General features: G+C 58.9%; 15 protein-coding genes and 1 pseudogene. 5 read left to right on the top strand and 11 right to left on the bottom strand.

Annotation, left to right across the window (positions count from 1 at the left end):
• Nucleotides 1–12: 12 nt before the first annotated feature.
• A complete protein-coding gene (locus GH665_RS22755) occupies nt 13–1,110 on the top strand; it encodes a CobW family GTP-binding protein (protein WP_153139121.1) in 1,098 nt (365 codons plus the stop codon).
• Here the strand turns inward: GH665_RS22755 and GH665_RS22750 are convergent.
• The gene (locus tag GH665_RS22750; RefSeq protein WP_153139119.1) at nt 1,098–1,556 is read right to left on the bottom strand and encodes a cupin domain-containing protein; all 459 of its coding nucleotides are present in this window, start codon (nt 1,554–1,556) and stop codon (nt 1,098–1,100) included. The genes GH665_RS22755 and GH665_RS22750 overlap by 13 nt on opposite strands.
• A gap of 103 nt (nt 1,557–1,659) precedes the next feature.
• A complete protein-coding gene (locus tag GH665_RS39145; RefSeq protein ID WP_167530994.1) occupies nt 1,660–1,863 on the bottom strand; it encodes a DUF6434 domain-containing protein in 204 nt (67 codons plus the stop codon).
• A 245-nt stretch (nt 1,864–2,108) separates the two neighbouring features.
• Between GH665_RS39145 and GH665_RS22745 the strand changes: the two genes are divergently transcribed.
• A complete protein-coding gene (locus GH665_RS22745; protein ID WP_153139117.1) occupies nt 2,109–2,537 on the top strand; it encodes a shikimate kinase in 429 nt (142 codons plus the stop codon).
• Nucleotide 2,538: 1 nt separating this feature from the next.
• Here GH665_RS22745 and GH665_RS22740 read toward each other — a convergent pair.
• Nucleotides 2,539–2,763: pseudogene (locus tag GH665_RS22740) on the bottom strand (helix-turn-helix domain-containing protein); the annotation flags it as partial.
• A gap of 199 nt (nt 2,764–2,962) precedes the next feature.
• On the opposite strand from GH665_RS22740, the gene GH665_RS22735 reads away from it, so the two are divergent.
• Nucleotides 2,963–3,934 (top strand): LysR family transcriptional regulator, encoded by a 972-nt coding sequence (locus GH665_RS22735; protein ID WP_167530993.1) that lies wholly within the window; start codon nt 2,963–2,965, stop codon nt 3,932–3,934.
• A 2-nt stretch (nt 3,935–3,936) separates the two neighbouring features.
• Here the strand turns inward: GH665_RS22735 and GH665_RS22730 are convergent, their stop codons facing one another.
• The 7 genes from GH665_RS22730 to GH665_RS22700 form a co-directional block, all read right to left on the bottom strand.
• Nucleotides 3,937–5,415 (bottom strand): M81 family metallopeptidase, encoded by a 1,479-nt coding sequence (locus GH665_RS22730; RefSeq protein WP_153139113.1) that lies wholly within the window; start codon nt 5,413–5,415, stop codon nt 3,937–3,939.
• A gap of 36 nt (nt 5,416–5,451) precedes the next feature.
• Nucleotides 5,452–6,615: an iron-containing alcohol dehydrogenase gene (locus GH665_RS22725; protein WP_153139112.1), complete on the bottom strand. Its 1,164-nt coding sequence runs from the start codon at nt 6,613–6,615 to the stop codon at nt 5,452–5,454.
• A gap of 23 nt (nt 6,616–6,638) precedes the next feature.
• Complete coding sequence (locus GH665_RS22720; protein ID WP_153142240.1) at nt 6,639–8,030, bottom strand: aldehyde dehydrogenase family protein; 1,392 nt, start codon at nt 8,028–8,030, stop codon at nt 6,639–6,641.
• A gap of 24 nt (nt 8,031–8,054) precedes the next feature.
• Complete coding sequence (locus GH665_RS22715; RefSeq protein ID WP_153139110.1) at nt 8,055–9,452, bottom strand: glutamine synthetase family protein; 1,398 nt, start codon at nt 9,450–9,452, stop codon at nt 8,055–8,057.
• 320 nt (nt 9,453–9,772) lie between these two features.
• Nucleotides 9,773–10,705 (bottom strand): alpha/beta hydrolase, encoded by a 933-nt coding sequence (locus GH665_RS22710; RefSeq protein ID WP_425496068.1) that lies wholly within the window; start codon nt 10,703–10,705, stop codon nt 9,773–9,775.
• 146 nt (nt 10,706–10,851) lie between these two features.
• The gene (yfcF, locus tag GH665_RS22705) at nt 10,852–11,484 is read right to left on the bottom strand and encodes a glutathione transferase (protein WP_153139108.1); all 633 of its coding nucleotides are present in this window, start codon (nt 11,482–11,484) and stop codon (nt 10,852–10,854) included.
• A gap of 141 nt (nt 11,485–11,625) precedes the next feature.
• Complete coding sequence (locus GH665_RS22700; protein ID WP_153139106.1) at nt 11,626–11,940, bottom strand: monooxygenase; 315 nt, start codon at nt 11,938–11,940, stop codon at nt 11,626–11,628.
• Nucleotides 11,941–12,115: 175 nt separating this feature from the next.
• On the opposite strand from GH665_RS22700, the gene GH665_RS22695 reads away from it, so the two are divergent.
• A complete protein-coding gene (locus GH665_RS22695) occupies nt 12,116–12,694 on the top strand; it encodes a TetR/AcrR family transcriptional regulator (RefSeq protein ID WP_153139104.1) in 579 nt (192 codons plus the stop codon).
• Between the two features lie 91 nt (nt 12,695–12,785).
• On the opposite strand, the gene GH665_RS22690 is transcribed toward GH665_RS22695, so the two are convergent.
• Nucleotides 12,786–13,709, bottom strand: coding sequence for a LysR family transcriptional regulator (locus tag GH665_RS22690; RefSeq protein ID WP_153139102.1), 924 nt, complete (start codon nt 13,707–13,709; stop codon nt 12,786–12,788).
• A 113-nt stretch (nt 13,710–13,822) separates the two neighbouring features.
• Between GH665_RS22690 and GH665_RS22685 the strand changes: the two genes are divergently transcribed.
• Entirely contained in the window at nt 13,823–15,073 is a 1,251-nt protein-coding gene (locus tag GH665_RS22685; RefSeq protein WP_153139100.1) for an MFS transporter, read from the top strand.
• Nucleotides 15,074–15,297 lie beyond the last annotated feature (224 nt).

Raw genomic sequence — 15,297 nt, 5'->3', positions numbered from 1 at the left:
GAACAAGCCACCATGCAATTCGCCGCGATTCCCCTGACATTGCTGACCGGCTTTCTCGGTTCGGGTAAGACCACGTTGCTCAATCGCCTGCTGCCGCAACCGGCGCTGGGCCGTTGTGCCGTGGTGATCAACGAACTGGGCGCGATCGGTCTCGATCATCTGTTCGTCAGCACCTCGCGCGACGAGACCATCGCGCTGCTGGAAAACGGCTGTCTGTGTTGCGGCGTGCGCGACGAACTGGCTGCGACCGTGGCCGATCTGCTGGAGCGCCGCACGCGCGGCGAGATTCCCGCCTTCGAGCGGATTCTGATCGAGACCACGGGCCTTGCGCGGCCCGGCCCGGTGATCTCGCTGCTGCTCGGCGACCCGGCGCTTGAAGGTCGTTTGCAGCTCGACGGCATCGTGACGACCGTGGATGCGAAACACGGCGCCGCGCAACTTGCCCGGCATGAAGAGTCGCGTCAGCAGGTGGCGGTCGCGGACCGGCTGTTGCTGACAAAGGCTGAGCTGGTCGATGCGCCCGCGCTAGCCGAACTCGAAGCGGCGCTTGAAGCGCTGAATCCGGGTGCGACGCGCATCCCGGTGCACAACGGCGAGATTGAAGCACAGCAACTGCTCGATATTCTGACGCCGCGTGCGTTGCGGCCCTGGTTGCGCGCCGAGCCTTCGCCACGCAAGTTGCTGATGCGTGGCGCAGCGGCGTCACGTGCGGCTCATCCGGACATCGACAGTTTCTGCCTGACCTACTCGCAGGCATTGCCCATGCAGCCGTTCGAAACCGCGTTGACGGTATTGCTCGGCTATCACGGCGAACACATCCTGCGGGTCAAGGGGATCGGCAATTTCATCGGCGAATCGCGGCCTGTTGTGTTCCATGGCGTGCAGCAGTTGCTGCATGAACCGATACGGCTTGAAGCATGGCCTGACGACGATCACACAACACGGCTCGTGTTCATCGTGCAAGGGCTCGCCAGGTCGGTGATCGAAGAAACGATCGCGCATTTTCTGCGCGAAGCGGGAGTGAACGAACCGGCGGAAGATGATGCGGCGCTTTCCGATGGACCGACTCTCGCCGCCATAGATCGCGCACCAGGTTATCACTTGGGATAAGGCGTACCGTCTTTATGCACAAACCGGCCGTCGGCGTTGGAACTCATCATGTCGACATCGGAACAGGTGGTGAGATCATTCGGGTTGCGCGACCCCACCTCCAGATAAACGACCATTGCAGAGGAGTGATTGATCAGGTGATGGCCATTGCCGGTGCCTTGCGGAAACGCCGCGCAATCGCCCGCGCGCAATAGTGTTTGGCCGCCGTCTTCCACAAGTGTCACTTCGCCCTCGAGTACATAGACGAACTCGTCCTCATGACTGTGCCAGTGGCGCTGGCTGGACCAGTTGCCCGGCGGCAAGGTCATCAGATTAAGGCCGAAATCGCGAAGTCCACCCGCCTCTCCGAGACGCCGCCGTGTTCGCGCGGTACAGGGCGCGTCGAACGGAGACGGATAGCCCGAACCGTTACGCACGGGCACAGCGGCGATGTCGATCTTGGGCATGCACGGCTCCCTGGTGAGATGTGCCCCCGGCGTCACGCTGAATGCGTATTCACGTTACGCGGCAGTCGGAGTCCCGATAATACCCGAGCCTATCCTCGCGCTTTCAGCGCCGACGGGACCATTCATCGGCGACGTCCCCCATGGTTTTGTGCGTCCCGTTGCGAATCCATGCCATGAAATCACGGTCGAATTTGAATTCGGGCCCACACTCGAGCGTCAGAAAACGACGTACATTCTGGGTATTTCTGTAGGTCTTGTCGACCAGTGTAGTCCGCGTTATATGCCCGGAATGCCAATCGAAGTTCATCTGGATTCTCCATTCGGTGTTGCTGCATGACTACGAGAAATCGTCATGACAGGTAGGCTTCCAGCAAGATTTCGTAGTAGAAGATAATCCGGCACAGGACGTCAATGCCTGTCAATGCGCGCCGGATAAACGGCAACAACTTTAGCGATTCCGTTCGATAGTTACAGGAGCTAGCCTTGGATATCGTATGTATCAACGGCCCTATCAATTCCGGAAAATCGACGGTCGGACGATGTCTATGCGAGTTGCTGCCAGAAGCGCAATTCGTTGAAGGCGACGACCATGACGCTCCCGAATACGCCGATCTCGATACCCGGATCAGCGTCTCTCTCGCTCGCATCGAGGCGTTGATCATCAACGCCAATACAGATCTTGTGGTCGCCTATCCGCTGCGCGCGGAAGATTATGCACGCATTGTCGCCGCTGCCGCCCGGCGCGGCGCCGGCGTGTTCGTCGCGACCCTGTCTCCGCCGTTGGCTGAAAGTTTGAGGAATCGCGGCACGCGAGCGCTGTCTCAAGCGGAATGCACGCGAATCGTGGAAATGTACGAGGAAGGTTATGCCGACCGACGCTTCACGAATTTCCTTCTTGATAACGCGACACTCACACCGATACAGACGGCCAGTGCGATCAAGGCGGCGCTCATGGCCTGGCGTGCCGGTGAAACGCGTTGAACTACTGAATCACCAGCGCTTCGCGCAAGGACTCCGAAGGGCGCTTGCCAAAGAGCTTGCGATAATCCGTCGCGAACTGGCTCAAATGCCAGAAGCCCCAATCGGCCGCCACGCTTTGCACCGTTCTTGGCGCCCCTCCCTGGGTCGACACCAGATCGCGCCGTACACCATTGAGCCAGATTGCTCGCAGATAGGACCCGGGTGTTGACGCTAAAACCGTTGGGAATCTCCGGCGCCGTGGAGCCCGAAAACGGTACGTCATAAGCCGCGTCAGGCTCTGAAGCAGCAGACGGGAAAGTCATAGGCTTGTCTATCCGATTCTGATGTCGCTTTTTTGTAGCGAAGCCAACAGTGGGTACACTACTCCGAGATATCGCACCCTCGCGCTCCCGGCCACTTGCCGTCGCGGTCAATCAGGCGGTCTTATGCAGAATGGCATTCATTTCGATCTGAAGGCGCTCGAAGTCTTCGTGCTTGTCGTCGAATCCGGCGGCATGACGGCGGCAGGTCAACGGCTCAGCATCACGCAATCCTCAGTCTCTCAAACGCTGTCGAACCTGGAACAGGCACTCAATCTCCAGCTGCTGGATCGCTCGCAACGGCCTCCGTTGCTGACACCCGCGGGCCGCCAGTTTTACAACCGCGCCTGCACGCTGCTGGATGACGCCCGGCACTTGAGTCAGGAATTCCACAAGCCTCCCGGCGAACCGCTCAAACACATTCGCATTGCACTGGTCGACTCCATGGCCACCAGCATCGGCGCTGAACTGTTGAGCGCGATACGGGAACGCACCACGAACTGGTCGATGGTGACCGGCCAGTCGCATCAGCATGCCGAAGCATTGCTGTCCAGGCGGGTGGACATCATCGTTTCCGACGATCTGGTGTTGAAAAACCCTTTGCTGTACCGCCAGCGCATCTTGCGTGAACCATTTGTGCTGGTTTTGCCCGGCGACTTCAAAGGACCCGTTCCCTCTCTGCGCAGCCTGCTCGTCAGAGATGATTTCATTCGCTACAGCAATTCCACCGTGATCGGCCGGAGCATTGAAACCCAGTTGGAAAAATGGGGCGTTCAACCGCCTCTGCGCCTGCAACTCGACAATTCGTTTGCGATCATGCAACTAGTGATGGCCAATGCCGGCTGGACCATCACGACGCCGTTGTGCCTGTTGCAATCCGGACTGACCCCGGACAACAAGTTTTCTCAGGCGTTTCGCCTGGTCCCGATTCCCGGCGAGGAGTTCTTTCGCGAACTCACCATGGTCGCCCGTCAGGACGATCTCGGCTTGCTGCCACAGCAACTCGCCGAAGACAGCGTGCGCTTGCTGAGGAATCGCTTCCTGCCCATCATCGAAGCGAATGCCCCCTGGTTGCTGCCGTCCATCGTGTTGGGCTGATTTCAAAGCAGTTTGACGCCGGGTCGCAATTTTTCGTAACGCAACTGGTGCAGATCGGCCACATTGATGCCGGGCGCCGCCACCACCAGAATTTCACTCGCCAACGCGGCAAAGTCGGCCCGGAAATGCACCGAGCTCTTGAGTACCAGGATGCGGTAGTCGGACGGGTTGGCGCCGACGTGCCGGAACATCGCCTGATCGGCAGCCTGCTGCTTGCGGCTCGATACGACGATCTCCACACCGAGTGGGCCGCCACACCGCACGCGGGCCATGGGCCCGATATCCATCTGGCAGCCGAGATAAAACGGTCCCGTGCCGGTGAAACGGCCAGTTCCGAGCCCAAGCACTTCGAATGGCACGTGCAGCGGGCCGGCCCCCATGCCGCTAACGCCACCCAGCGGTATATGAATAACGGCGCCGACGCCCGCGCGCGCTGCCGCTTCGACAAATTCCGCATCACACAGCACACCGGCGCATACGCGTTGCGCTTTTTGCCGTAGCAACTCGTGCAGGAGGTCGGTTGTGTCACCGCCGCCGCCACCGCCTGGATTGTCCTGCGTATCGGCCAGGATGACCCTGCCGCCGCCCGGCCGCAGCGCTCGCTCGAGCGCGTGCGCGACGGCATCGGCCGGTGCGTGAAGGCGTCCGCCGAAATCAGACTGTCGGGCCAGAACCGCTTGCGTCAAAGCGTCGACCGCTGCGTCGACCGCGATCGGATCAGCGCCGTAGGCAATCACGCTGGGGCCACTGTGATGAATATCGGCAAGCGGAAAACCCGGCACAAATTCGGCGGCAAAAACCTGTTCCGATGCGAGAGACTCACCAAGCGCCATCAAGCCGCGCATCGGCTCGGTCAAGGTGCTCTGCCACGGCATGGGAATCAGAAAGGGAAGCTGGCGATAGCCCTTGCACATCGTCGCGCCGGCGAGCAACTTATCCAGCAGCACCTGAGCGCGCCGCCCGGTCTGCATCATGTCGACATGCGGATAGCTGCGATACGCCAGCAGCCCACTCGCATGGTCGATCATGGCCGGCGTGATGTTGGCGTGAAAATCGAGCGCCGCCACGATCGGCATCGTGGCGCCGACTCTGTGCCGCAAGCGCCGGAGCAACTCTCCCTCGCCGTCCTCCAGATGCTCGCTCACCATCGCGCCGTGTAGATCGAGGAACAGCGCGTCGAGCGGACCGGCATCGCGAATCATCCGGTTGAGCATGAAAGCAATCGCTTCGAACGCGTCCTGCGTGACCGGACCGCTCGGGTTAGCCGACGCCCACAGCAACGGGACTAACTGGTGTGCTGGCCGCGCAGCCTGGATAAAACCGTCGATCGCCAGATTGACGCCCGAGACCGCACCGAAAATTTCCTCGCCAACCAGCAAGCCCGGCCACGCATCCGCTTCGACGAACGTAGCGAAACTCGCCCGGCTGGCGGCGAACGTATTGGTCTCATGCAGAAAACCAGCGATCCCGATTCTTGCCACAACATTCCCTCGATCACTCTGACTGACGCCCTGGCGTTACAGCAGGCCTTCTACCGCGGTCGTGAAAATGCGGTTGTACTCGGCGGCGTTGAACGGTATCGGATTGGTGCCGGCGGATCCATCGGCCACGGCCATTTCACCGATCTTCACCGCGTCGCGCGCATCGATGCCGATGTCCTGCAGCGTATGAGGAATACCCAGCGACTCGCGCATCGTCAGAACCCATTCGAGGAACGATGCGAACGACGGCTGCGCCAGTTCCAGATAGCGCGCCAGCAATTCGATCCGGTCCTTGATGGCCGATTCGTTCGCCTTGAGCACATACGGCATCAGAATCGCGTTGAGCATGCCGTGATGGGCGTCGTACAGCGCGCCCAACGGATGGGCCAAGGCATGCATTGCACCGAGACCACGCTGAAATGCCGTAGCGCCCATGCTCGATGCCACCAGCATTTGCAGGCGCGCGTCGAGATCGTGGCCGTCCTTGACGGCGCGCGGCAGAAACTGCTTGATCAGGCGAATCCCCTCGACTGCGATGCCGGTCGCCATTGGGTGATAAAACGGCGAACAATAGGCTTCAAGGTTATGCGACAGAGCGTCCATGCCGGTCGCCGCCGTCAGTTTTGCCGGCAAGCCCACCGTCAGCTCAGGATCGAGGATGACCACCGCGGGCAGCATCTTCGCGTGAAAGATGATCCGCTTCACGTGGGATTCGTCGTCGGTGATCACCGATGCGCGTCCGACTTCCGAACCGGTTCCCGCCGTGGTCGGCACAGCGACGACGGGCGCCATGCCGGCCACATTGACACGCAGATAGTTGTCGCCGACATCTTCGAAGTCCCACAACGGACGATCCTGCCCGACCATCAGCGCGACGGCTTTGGCCGCATCGAGAGCCGAGCCGCCACCGAAGGCGATCACGCCGTCATGGTCGCCGGCCTTGAATATCGCCACGCCGTCGTCGACATTCTTGCCGGTCGGGTTGCCCTTGATATCGTGAAACAGTCCGCACTCCAGGCCCGCGGACCTGCACTGATCCACAGCGCTGCCGATCAACGGCAACGCGGCCAGACCCGGGTCGGTAATCAATAGCGGCCGACGCATGCCCAGACTTTTGCACCATTGAGCCAATTCGCCAATGCGGCCTGCACCGACTTTGACGGCGGTCGGATAATTCCAGTTTGCGGTGGGGAGTGACATGCGAGTTCCTTCGAGAGTCCCGTTCAAAGACGGGTTTTCAGATGAAAAGACTTGGGTCGCGTCAGATGCTCGTAACCAATTGCCGACAGGGTCGCACCACGTCCGGTATTCTTCACGCCGGTCCAGGCCAGCGCGGGGTCGAGATAATCGCAGCGGTTCATGAAGAACGTGCCGGTTTCGACACGCCGGCCGATCGATAGCGCCGCGTCCTCGTCGCTTGTGAACACGCTGGCCGTCAGACCGTAGGGGCTGTCGTTCATGAGCTCGATTGCCTGTTCATCGCCGGACACGGGCATGATGCCGACCGTCGGCCCGAAGCATTCGTCGTTCATCAGCGTCATGCCGTGGTCGACATTCACGAAGATGCCCGGTGCAACATAAGGCGTGCCAACGCGCGACAGCGCAAACTGGCTTTCGTCGATCAGATTCTTCGCGCCCTTGGCGAGTGCATCGGCAATCACGGCGCGCACGCCGTCGGCTGCCGCGGTACGCACGACCGGCCCCAAGGTGGTTTGTGCATCGAGCGGATTGCCGAGTACGTACTGGTTGGTCAGCGCCACCGCACGTTCGACAAAGTCCTTGTACAGAGGCTGAGCCACATAAATCCGCTGGATACCGCAGCACGACTGGCCCGAGTTGAAAAATGCGCCGTCCACCAGCGTTTCCACGGCATGGTCGAGATTGGCGTCGCCTCGCACGTAGGCCGGATCATTACCACCCAACTCCAGTCCAACCCCGATAAAACGGCCTGCGGCGGCTTCCTCGACGATACGGCCTCCCCCCACCGAACCGGTAAAGCAGACAAAACCGATTTCCTTTGCCTGAATCAGTCGACGCACGCGCTCGTGATCCACATGCAGGTACTGAAACACGCCCTCAGGCAAGTCGGCCTGAACAAATGCCTGATGGATGAGTTCGGCGCATAGCGGCGTCTGATCGGAATGCTTGAGAATGACCGTATTACCTGCCAACAGCGCCGGCACGATGCTATTGACGGCGGTCAGCAACGGGTAATTCCACGGCGCGATGGTCAACACCACGCCGACCGGTTCACGCGAAATAAAGCGGGTAAAGCCGTCTTGCGGCGCCACTTGCACGGGCTTCAACGAGTCTTCAGCAATCGCCATCATATGGCGCGCGCGTGCCGCAAAACCGTCCACCTCGCCGCCGGTGTAGCGCAGCGGGCGCCCCATCTGGCGCGTAATCGCCTCGGCGATATTGGCCTTGTTTTCGACAAAGTGTTCGACGGCACGGCCAACCAACGCCACGCGCTCCGACAGCGGTTTTGCGGCCCATGCTTTCTGGGCGGTATGCGCACGGCGCAGCGTCTGCTCGATATGTGAATCGCTCGCATAAGGCCGGCGCACGAACTCGCTGCCGTCGATCGGGCTAATCGTAATCAGTTCTTGTTTCATCATGGTGGGCTTGGACTCTTGGACTCAGATAATTTCGAAATACCGGGCCAATTCCCAATCGGTCACATGCCGACGGAACTGCCGTTCTTCCCATTCACGCGTCGCCACAAAGTGCTCGACAAACGGTTCGCCAAACAGGGTCTTCGCTGCTTCGGAATCGCGGAGTCGCTGAGCGGCTTCCCACAAGGTGCATGGCAATTTCAGGTGGGCCGGAAACTCCTGCGTATAGGCGTTCCCCTGAACGATCGGGCCCGGTTCGAGGCCCTGTTCGATACCGTGCAAACCGGCGCCCAGGGCAGCCGCTAATGCAATGTAGGGATTCGCGTCGGCCGACCCGATGCGAACTTCCACGCGCTGGGACTTTGCGGAACCCGGGATCAGGCGCAAGGCCGTGGTTCGATTCTCGACGCCCCATGTTGCATCGAGCGGGGCCCAGTAGCCGGGCACCAGACGGGAATAGCTGTTGACGGTCTGCGCGAACATCGACATGAATTCGGGCAGGTAGCGTTGCACCCCTGCCATGAAACTGGCTTGCCTCGCGCTCATATTGTAGGGACGGCTGTCGTCGTAGAACACCGATTTTCCGGTACGCGCCTCACGCAGGGACACATGGATATGACCGCTTTGTCCCGGGTGGTCGTGCGACCATTTCGCCATGAAGGTCGCCATCAGATTGTTCTTCTGGGCCAGCGCCTTGGTGAAGGTTTTGAACAGCATGGCCTTGTCCGCCATCTCGGCCGCGCCATCGACCGCAAGCGCAGCCTCCAGCACACCCGGACCGGTTTCGGTATGCAGGCCTTCGATCGGCATGTCCATCTGCTCGCACATATCGAGCAACTGCCGGTAGAAATCCCCTTCGACCGTACTGCGCAGCACCGAATAACCGAAGTTGCCGGGTGTCCAGTTTTTCAGGTCGCGATAATTCTTCTCGCGCACCGAATGCGGCGTTTCGTCGAACATGAAGAACTCATATTCAAGCGCGGCCAGGGCCTCGAATCCCATCTCGTCGGCGCGCTTCAGTACGCGTTGCAACAAACCACGCGGACAAATTGCTGCGGCATCCTCAACGAACTCGGCAAGGAAGAACAGCATGTCCTCGCCGTCGCTCTGCTCAAGCGGCAAACGGCGGCAGCTCTCCGGCACGATGCGCACCATGGCATCCGGGTAGGCGGTATGCCAGCCGGTGTACTTCGTATTGTCGTACATCTGGTCGTTAGAATCCCAACCCAATACGACGTTGCAGAAAGCGAACCCGGCGCGCAATGCACCAAGGAATTTATCCTTGCGTAAATATTTTCCGCGCAGAATGCCGTCGACATCGGACACACCGACTTTGATATGCGTCAGGCGGCTTGCCTCTACCAGGGCAATTGCGTCCTCTACCGTTTTGATCGCCCGTTCGGGCTTCGCATGCGCATCCATATTCAGTGTCTCCGCGTTACCGGTTTTCTACAGTTGGGCCATCTTAGAAACGAGAAAAATCGAGATCAACAACAATCGGATTTCATTATGTTGAGGATCGGCTGAGGTAATACTCGTCGTCCTGAGCCTGGCGGCCATGCCGATACGGCGGTTGGCCACCGTGCCTGCGACGGGTCAGCCAGACTTCGGCTCCAGCCTGCCGCTTCTCAACTACGACGAGCCGGTCCAACGCGTTATGAATAAACGCCATGCTTTGAAACCGATCGTCTATTTTTGTCGCCCTGTACTTAATGTCACGCTATCGGGCGAGGTAATCGAACCTAACGGTGCTCCGCATCCGGCTTCTTCACGAACGTCGCAATCGCTTCGACAACATGGTCGGCCAGCGGGAGATCTGGGTCCGAGTAAGTGGCAAGATTCCCTGCCCGGTCCCGCGTTCGCACCGCTTTGAGAACGTGATTGGCATTGGCGACAAGCACGAGTTTGGCTTGCGGATTCGCATGCTTTAGCAATTGCGCATCCTGCTGACTGACCTGAAGGTCTTGCAACCCCTGCACGATGAGCACCGGCTTTTTGTAACCTGCCAGAAGAGTAGTTGGGGAAGCCGCCAATTCGCTCATGAGAAAGCGCTGCACTTGCGGTCTGAACAATGGCATCAGGCCAGGATCGATCTTTGTCGCGTCCACCGGCTGCCCCGCTTCGAGATCGTTGAGCACCGACATTGCGTTATTCAGCAGAGGGCTGTTTGCGAGGTTTGATTGCAATTGCTCCCTCAGTACCTGTCCGAGTGGACGTCCGGCCGTGGAGACCAGGATCAGACCGCAAATATCGGCCGTATGCTGCGCGGCAACCAGCGATACCAATCCGCCCTCGCTGTGCCCCAACACCCATACGCAGGGGGTGCCCGTCCGCTGCCTGATGGCCGTCACCCACGAGTGCACGTCGGTCGCGTAGTCGTCGAGTGTGACGTTATCTGCGTCGGGTATTGCCGACGCGCTGCCGAACATGCCTCGCTTGTCGATTCGAACCGATGCGATACCACGACTGAGCAGCCCCTCAGCAATCAGCCTGTATGTCGATGCATGAGTATATGGGCCATTGCCATCCCGGTCCGTTGGGCCCGAACCCGGTACGATCAGGACCACCGGGACGTCATGAGCGGCAGGCGATAGCAGCGTGCCTCGCAACGGTCCTGCAGGACCCGGCGCGTCAATGTCCGCCCGTACCACGTGGAGCGGGATTCCAGATTGCATGGCTGCAGCCATTGCAATAGTCGCGAGAATACTCATTCACGTCGCTTCCAGTATGCGAGCAAGGCCGTCAACAAGGTACAAGCCAACCGTTCGGCTTGTGCTTGCCGTTCGCAAGATCGTGGCTCGCCGCTACATCTTTCGCCCGTTCAAAGGGGAGGACGATCCAACTTAACCCATCGTTGCACGGACGCTCTTTCCCATTGACGCTTAGCGTAATCAACTAACCTGGCAGGCACCGCATCGCCATTCATGATGAGGCGATTCAGCATTAACGCCAGATCGGTATCCGCGATGCTCCACGCCCCGAAGAGATTCTCCGCACCTCGGGGAAGCAAGATTTCAGCCGCATAAAACAGCTTCCGTGCCGCAGCCTCGGCTGCAGGAGTAAGCGCTGCACCCTGTGCCCCATAGAACACAACCTCCGTCGAACGCTCCTGCCGGATGGGCATCAGGTCACTGCGAAGCCACGCTTGCACCTGGCGTGCCCTGGCCCGAAGAAATTTATCTTGTGGATAGACGGGTGTTTCCGGAAATGCATCGTCGAGGTATTCAGTGATTGCCGACGACTCCGACAAGCTAAAGTCGCCATGCACCAACGTGGGAACGCGCTGCGTCAGGGATTGGGCTGCATAACCCGCCTCATGATTGGCATCAGTGCCGAGATCTACTGTAAATAGATCAAACGGCAATCGCTTTTCGGCAAGCGCAACGAAAACCGACATGGCGTAGGGACTTGCAAACTGAGTATCGGTATATAGGCAAAGACGATTTTCCTGCAAGACGCTCTCCTGCGTGTTCAGGTTCGTACGGAGCCTTGATGATATACGCTGAATGACGACTTTCGGCTGCCAGGGTTCAAGGACCGCTCCTCGCCGGGGTTCCGTGTTGTTGCTGCGAGCAGCAGACCTTAAAGATCCAGGCTACTCATCCGAGAGAATTTCGTGCGTGACGTTGTCAACCACGACGGGGCTTTCAAAGTACGTGACCGAAGGATCGGCACCATATTTCTCCCGCGCCAAAGTCCTCCAATTCTCGGTGTACATGGCCTCAGCTTCAGCACGGGAGTTCCAGAGGTAGATTCCGCCACCAGCGCTCCCGTCTTCCGACAAGATATAGCACTTACGGAGCAGACCGGTTACGCCCCGATACTTCGGCGCAGTGCTCAGAAAAAGGCTTCGTGCCTCTTCCCGTGTAATCGGCTTTGGCAACTGAAACGATGTGATGACGGTGATCATTGAAACGCTCCCTTCGTTGTGAAGACGTTAGAGATCCTGCCCTGTGCGCGACACGCGTCCATTCGGTCGTCGCGGATAGATTCCGCACTCCTCCAATCGACGCTATGCACCCCTTCCTTGACACTATCGTCAATCTTGACAATAGTGTCAAGAATAGACATAAGGAGCAAATCGAATGGTAGGCGCACGCCAGTTTGACGAGGAAGAGGTGATCGCCATCGCATTGGATGTGTTCTGGCGGAAAGGTCTCCACGACGCGACCATGCAGGACCTTGCCACGGCGACAGGCGTTCAGCGCGGCAGTCTTTACAACGCCTACGGCAACAAGGAAGCAATTTTTCTGCGAGCCTTCGACCAGTACGCCGGGCAATTCCTGGAAACGGCCGGCAACGCGTTGGCACAAGGCGACACAGCGGCCAGGCTGCAGAATTTATTCGACGTAATCATTGCAAATATGACGCGCGGATCGCCGGCGCGGGGTTGCCTGTCAACACGCACCGCGCTCGACGCGACTATTTCGAGTAAAGCGGTGCGCCAGCGCGTGCAAAGTATGCTTAGCCGACTTGAGCAGCTGATAGGCGAAGCAATCCGTTGCGCCCCCAGCAGATTGACAGTGATCGATGCAAATCGACTTGCTCGTGTGGTTGTAACCTTCACGAGAGGACTCGCTGTGATGGAACGCGCTGGATATAACCGTGAGCAGCTTAAAGAATCTGCGGCGACCTTTGTCGATGCCCTGGTTCGCGGTGCGTGAAGCGAGGTCTGCTTATCGGTCGCAAGCTGGCAGCTTGCGACCTGAAACGCCCAACCTCCACTAACGTCTTCAACTCACGGATGAAGATCGCCTACCGATTTACCGTAGTGTCGTTGAGATCAAGCTTACCGAGCACTGCAGGCAAGGCCTTTTCCAGTATCGTCATGATCGCACGCACCCTGGAAGGAATGGGGCGCGCAAGCAACGCATTCAGGTCGAAGCCCGGCACGGTGTACTGAGGCAGCAGCCGAATCAAATCACCGCGTTCCATGGCCTGGGCACACATGGGCTCCTGGAGCACGCCAATGCCCCCACCCGCAATGAGCAACTCATACACCGGCCGCCAATGGCTCAGGCTGATTGTGGCCGTGACCGGTGCCGCTACCAACGACTCGCGTTCATCAAGCAGCCTTAGCATGCCGTCGCCGAACAGATTCATCACGCGGATAAACGAATGCGCGACCAGATCGTTCGGGTGATCCGGCACACCGTACCGTTCCAGATAGCTGGGCGCGGCAACCAGCACGCGCCGAACATGACCTAGCGGACGGGCGATAAAGTTGCCTGCACTCAACTCTCCCAGGCGCAACGAGATATCAACCCCCTCAGTAATGGGATCGACGATATGGTCGTTCAATATCAGATCAATATTGAGCTGCGGATGCTGCTCACGGATACCCAGCAGGATACGCGGCAGAACGACTTCGCCGAGACCCTGAGGCGCAGCAATACGTAACAGGCCTCGCAGGGTGCGATCGTCTTGCGAGACGGCGGCGCAGGCATCATCCGCCGCGTCGATTACCTGCTTGCTGCGTTCATAAAAGAGATTGCCCTCGTCCGTACACGATACGACGCGCGTACTACGGCGCAGCAGTTTTACCCCGAGATGTTGCTCAAGCCGCTCAATACGCTCGCTGACCGCAGGCTGGCCTATTCCGAGGTCGCGCGCGGCCCTCGACATGTTGCCGCGCTCAACCACCCGCACATAGATTCGCATCGCCGCCAAGAGATCCATGCGCCGTATCGTATCAGTTTCGCCAATAGATGTTATCGGCGCAAGCCGCCTACCGCGAGGCCATTGCAGGACGCTACTGTAACGAGCACTACGTCTTCGCCTGCAAAGCACCCATGTCCAAACTCAACCTCAAACTTCTCGGCCCTTGCCTGCTCGCTATCGCTATCGACGCAATGGGATTCGGTCTGGTTTATCCAATGATGTCAGCGATATTCAACGATCCGCAGGCCGGGATTCTGGCTGCCAATACCAGTCCTCAGCTCCGTACCTTCTACCTCGGACTTGGCTACGGCATCTATCCGTTCTGCATGTTCTTTGGTTCATCGCTGATGGGCGAGCTTTCGGATGGATACGGTCGCCGGAAAATTCTGCTTTTGTGCGCTTCAGGCCTGTCCGTAAGTTATTTCCTGATGGCGTTCGGCGCGCTTTGGCCGAGCCTGTGGCTATTGTTGATCGGACGTGGCTTGAGTGGCCTGATGGCCGGCTGTCAGGGCATCGCACAGGCCGCGATCACGGACATGAGTACACCCGAAAACAAGGCTTACAACATGAGCATCATGTCGCTTGCGTTCAGCGCCGGCGTGATTGTCGGCCCTGTAATCGGCGGCGTTACGTCGGACCGGACGATTGCGCCAGCCTTCAACTACGGCACACCGTTTCTACTCGTGGGCAGCCTATCGGCAATCTGCGCAATCTGGACTGCGTATTCCTACCGGAACACAATTCCGGCATCGGGAAATTCCCGCGTCGACCTTATGCTACCGCTGCGCATCATCTATCAGGCCGCAACGCACAAGGAAGTCGCCTTCCTGTCAGTCGTCTTCTTTCTGATGCAGGTCGGTTATGGGCTTTATCTGCAAACGATCATGCTTCTGCTGGAGACGAGACTCCACTATACGAGCGCGCAACTTGGACTATTCAGCGGCTTGATCGGTCTCTGCTTTGCCTTCGGCCTGCTGTTCGTCGTGCGGTTCATGCTCCGCATCTGGAGTGTGATGGACATTGCGAAGACTGGGCTACTGGTTGCCGGCGTGTGCCAGATACTCTCCGCGCTGTTTCCGCACGAAATTGCGTTGTGGTGTCTCGCGATGCTGGTCGGCTGTTTCGACATGGTTGCCTACACCACGATGTACACCGCCTTTTCCGATGCGGTGAGTGAAGAGCGCCAGGGGTGGGCGCTCGGCGTTGCCGGATCAGTGATGGCAGTCGCATGGGTCGTTACGGGCTTCCTGACCAATCTGCTTCCGACGCTTGGAGAAATCGGCTTGCTTCTTGTTGGCGGCTTCAGCTTTTTGATCAGCTTCATGTTGATGCACGCATATGGCCGGTCCCGCGTCACAGCTCAGGCGTGTACCGGTTCGTAAGTTCGCACTGCTGCATCGCGGCTGCAATCTCGCCTTGCAGCAAAACAAAATGCTTCTCCGGCGATGCTTTGCATAAAGTCCGCCGGGCAGTGATTGAGTAGACTCCTCGAAATCCGCTGAATAGCGATCCCGATGCCGTCAATGGTCCGCATTGCTCCCTAACAGAATGGGAGCATCCCGCGCGCTTGTTTCTGGTCGGCTCACCGGCGTGACGACATGAAGTA

Origin of the sequence: Paraburkholderia agricolaris (assembly GCF_009455635.1) — a bacterium.
Classification (GTDB): domain Bacteria; phylum Pseudomonadota; class Gammaproteobacteria; order Burkholderiales; family Burkholderiaceae; genus Paraburkholderia; species Paraburkholderia agricolaris.
The sequence above is the reverse complement of the archived record's forward strand: the minus strand, read 5'-3'. Positions and strand labels throughout refer to the sequence as shown.

Coding starts and splice junctions, on each gene's coding strand:
- GH665_RS22755 (WP_153139121.1), top strand. CDS start 13: ATGCAATTCGCCGCGATTCCCCTGACATTGCTGACCGGCTTTCTCGGT.
- GH665_RS22750 (WP_153139119.1), bottom strand. CDS start 1,556: ATGCCCAAGATCGACATCGCCGCTGTGCCCGTGCGTAACGGTTCGGGC.
- GH665_RS39145 (WP_167530994.1), bottom strand. CDS start 1,863: ATGAACTTCGATTGGCATTCCGGGCATATAACGCGGACTACACTGGTC.
- GH665_RS22735 (WP_167530993.1), top strand. CDS start 2,963: ATGCAGAATGGCATTCATTTCGATCTGAAGGCGCTCGAAGTCTTCGTG.
- GH665_RS22725 (WP_153139112.1), bottom strand. CDS start 6,615: ATGTCACTCCCCACCGCAAACTGGAATTATCCGACCGCCGTCAAAGTC.
- GH665_RS22720 (WP_153142240.1), bottom strand. CDS start 8,030: ATGAAACAAGAACTGATTACGATTAGCCCGATCGACGGCAGCGAGTTC.
- GH665_RS22715 (WP_153139110.1), bottom strand. CDS start 9,452: ATGGATGCGCATGCGAAGCCCGAACGGGCGATCAAAACGGTAGAGGAC.
- GH665_RS22710 (WP_425496068.1), bottom strand. CDS start 10,705: ATGCAATCTGGAATCCCGCTCCACGTGGTACGGGCGGACATTGACGCG.
- GH665_RS22700 (WP_153139106.1), bottom strand. CDS start 11,940: ATGATCACCGTCATCACATCGTTTCAGTTGCCAAAGCCGATTACACGG.
- GH665_RS22695 (WP_153139104.1), top strand. CDS start 12,116: ATGGTAGGCGCACGCCAGTTTGACGAGGAAGAGGTGATCGCCATCGCA.
- GH665_RS22690 (WP_153139102.1), bottom strand. CDS start 13,709: ATGGATCTCTTGGCGGCGATGCGAATCTATGTGCGGGTGGTTGAGCGC.
- GH665_RS22685 (WP_153139100.1), top strand. CDS start 13,823: ATGTCCAAACTCAACCTCAAACTTCTCGGCCCTTGCCTGCTCGCTATC.